The following is a 312-nucleotide window of genomic DNA, read 5'->3' on the forward strand; positions in this document are numbered from 1 at the left end:
CCTCGGCCTCGATCGATGTCGGCCACCAGATCTCGTTCGGTGATGACGGTCCGCAGACCCCGACCGTGACGCTGGCGGCGTTCACGGCGCCGGTGCTGCTGACGTTCGACGGCGGCCTGGCCGGCGGCAACTTCACCGGCACCCAGGACTCGCACGACACCAATGCGTCGGCGACGATCGCGACCGAGAACTTCTCCGGCGCGTTCACCATCAGCAATACCAACCTCTATGGTGCTGACGGGGCCGGCGCGACCACGATCAACTACACGCTCGGCCTGCATGCCGGCGTGGCCAATGGCAGCCCCAGCGGCC

Annotated in this window: 1 protein-coding gene; it reads left to right on the forward strand. The window is 67.9% G+C overall.

What is annotated here, in order from left to right; translation table 11 throughout:
* Positions 1-312: DUF5801 repeats-in-toxin domain-containing protein (locus ALC15_RS44465; RefSeq protein WP_157861006.1), on the forward strand; the 312-nt coding region annotated here is incomplete at both ends.

This window comes from Bradyrhizobium viridifuturi, assembly GCF_001238275.1.
GTDB lineage: Bacteria > Pseudomonadota > Alphaproteobacteria > Rhizobiales > Xanthobacteraceae > Bradyrhizobium > Bradyrhizobium viridifuturi.